The sequence below is a fragment of the Micromonospora sp. KC606 genome, assembly GCF_004348675.1.
Lineage (GTDB): Bacteria > Actinomycetota > Actinomycetes > Mycobacteriales > Micromonosporaceae > Micromonospora.
Genome location: NZ_SMKN01000373.1, coordinates 1 through 2,417, shown reverse-complemented (window position 1 = coordinate 2,417; position 2,417 = coordinate 1). Strand labels below are relative to the sequence as shown.

At 74.7% G+C, this 2,417-nt stretch carries 2 protein-coding genes; both read left to right on the top strand.

Translation table 11 applies throughout. The features are described from left to right. Positions 1-237: glutamate mutase L (locus tag E1193_RS31095; RefSeq protein WP_207922943.1), on the top strand; the 237-nt coding region annotated here is incomplete at its 5' end. 566 nt (positions 238-803) lie between these two features. Continuing rightward, entirely contained in the window at positions 804-2,390 is a 1,587-nt protein-coding gene (lnt, locus tag E1193_RS31090; protein WP_243707981.1) for an apolipoprotein N-acyltransferase, read from the top strand. The last annotated feature ends 27 nt before the right edge of the window (positions 2,391-2,417 follow it).

Below are 2,417 nucleotides of genomic sequence, written 5' to 3'. Positions count from 1 at the left end.
GATCTGCGGGACGTGCGGTGGATGGTGGGCTCCGGTGGGGTGCTGCGCCACGGCGGCCGGGCCGCCTCGGTGTCGGTGCTGGCGGCGGTGCTCGCCGACCATGCGGGTGGGTGGCCGCTGCCGCGGGCCGCCCGGCCCGTCGTCGACGCCGACTACGTGTTGGCCGCCGGGGGGCTGCTCGCGGCCGAGCATCCGGCGGCGGCGCGGGCGTTGCTGCGGGGTCTTCTCGAACGCTGACGGTGACGGGACCGACGCGACACGCCGTGGCACGGCCGACGACAGGCCGGGGCGGGTTGACAGCGGCGGGGGTCCACGCCGTACCGTCTTTGAGTCCTACCACGGGAAGCGGCTGTTGTTCGCTTCGTCCCTTCGTCCGCTGGCCGAGCGACCTGACGGGTTGCGGCGGCCAGGTCCAGCGGGCGGGGGTCGGCGGGGCGGCGCGAACCGGCCGCGGTTACCGGTGTACGGGCAGGGTGAGAGGCACGGCCAGTAGACAACGGCCAGGCGGGGGCAGCCAGTCCGCCGTCGGGTCGGTCCGAAGGTCGGGGTCGCTCATTCTCGCCCCACCGGCCGGGAGGGGCCTGGGAGCATCGGGGCGCGGCGTATGCCGCGCCCCGATTTCCGTTTGACGGCTCCGGTTGTCCGTCTCGGGTCGGTCGTCCTGGGCTGGTGGGTCAGCGTCGCGCCGCCGGAGCCCGGGACGCCGCCGTTCCGGCCGGTGGGGGCGGGACCGGCGGCGAGGCGGGTAGCCTTCGGCGCGTGATCGTGGTGAGGTGCCGGTGACGACGCTGGACCGGAACGAGGTGTGTACCACCGAGGTGGTGCGGCAGGACGACGTCGCGGCGGCGTTGCGGTTGCGTTGGGCCGTGCCCGCGGCGGTGTTGGCCGGTGTGGTGTTGCTGCTGGCGTTCCCCCCGTACGGGGTGTGGCCGCTGGCCCCGGTCGGGGTGGCGTTGCTGGCCGCGGCCACGCACCGCCGCCGGCTGCGCGGCGGCGCGGGTCTGGGCTTCCTTACCGGGGTGGCGCTGTTCGCGCCGATGCTGGAATGGACCAACCTGCACACCGGCTACCTGCCGTGGGTGCTGCTGTCGTTGCTGCAGGCCGGCTACCTGGCGGTGTTGGGTGCGGCCACCGCCTGGGTGTCGCCGCTGGTGGACCGGTGGCGGTGGGCGTGGCCGCCGGTCACCGCCGTGCTGTGGGTGGGGCAGGAGGCGCTGCGCGACCGTACCCCGTTCGGGGGGTTCCCGTGGGGCAGGTTGGCGTTCGCGCAGGACACCTCCCCGCTGCTGCGGTGGGCGTGGCTGGGTGGTGCGCCGCTGGTGACGTTCGCGGTGGCGGCGGTCGGTGGGCTGCTGGTGGCTGCGGCGTGGCGGCGCTGGCCGGGGTCAGCCGGCCGGGCGTGGGCGCCGGTGGGCGCGTTGGTCGCCGTGGCGGTGGCGGTCGTCGGTGCGGCGCTTCTGCTGCCGGTCGGCGTGGCCGGCGCCGGGCGGACGGTGACGGTGGCGGTGGTGCAGGGCAACGTGCCCCGGCTGGGCCTCGATTTCAACGCCCAACGGCAGGCGGTGCTCGACAACCACGCCGACGCCACCCTGGAGCTGGCCGATCAGGTTCGCGCCGGGCAACGCCCGCGACCTGACCTGGTGGTGTGGCCGGAGAACTCCTCCGACATCGATCCGCTGCGCAACGCCTCCGCCGGGCAGCGGATCGCTCAGGCCGCCGATGCGGTCGGCGCGCCGATCCTGGTGGGGGCGGTGCTGCTGGGGCCCGGCGAGAAGCAGGTGCGCAACGCGGGCATCCTGTGGCGGCCGGGCAGCGGCCCGGACCTGGCGCAGCTGTACACCAAGCGGCACCCCGTGCCGTTCGCCGAGTACGTGCCGTTGCGGAAGATCGCCCGGATGGTCAGCGAGCAGGTCGATCTGGTCCGTAACGACTTCGTTCCCGGTGACACGCCGGGGGTGGTGCGGTCCGGGCCGGCGGTGCTCGGTGACGTGATCTGTTTCGAGGTCGCCTACGACGCTCTGGTGCGCGACACCGTCGATGGTGGGGCGCAGCTGCTGGTGGTGCAGACCAACAACGCCACCTTCGACGTCGCCGAGGCCCGCCAGCAGTTGGCGATGGTGCGGTTGCGGGCGGTGGAGCACGGCCGTGCGGCGTTGATGGCTTCCACGGTAGGGGTGTCCGGGTTCGCGACCCCCGACGGGCGGGTAAGCGGCGCCACCGGGTTCAACACCCGCGCGGTGGTGGTGCGGCAGGTGACTCTCGCCGACGGGCGGACTCCGGCCACTCGCGCTGGGGTGTGGCCGGAGGTGGTCCTGACCGGGCTGGCCGTGGCGGCCCTGCTGGTCGCGGCCGGCCTGCGGCGTGCGGGGCGCCGCGATGCCGACGGGTAGGGGTGGCAACCCGACGAGGGGGTGTGG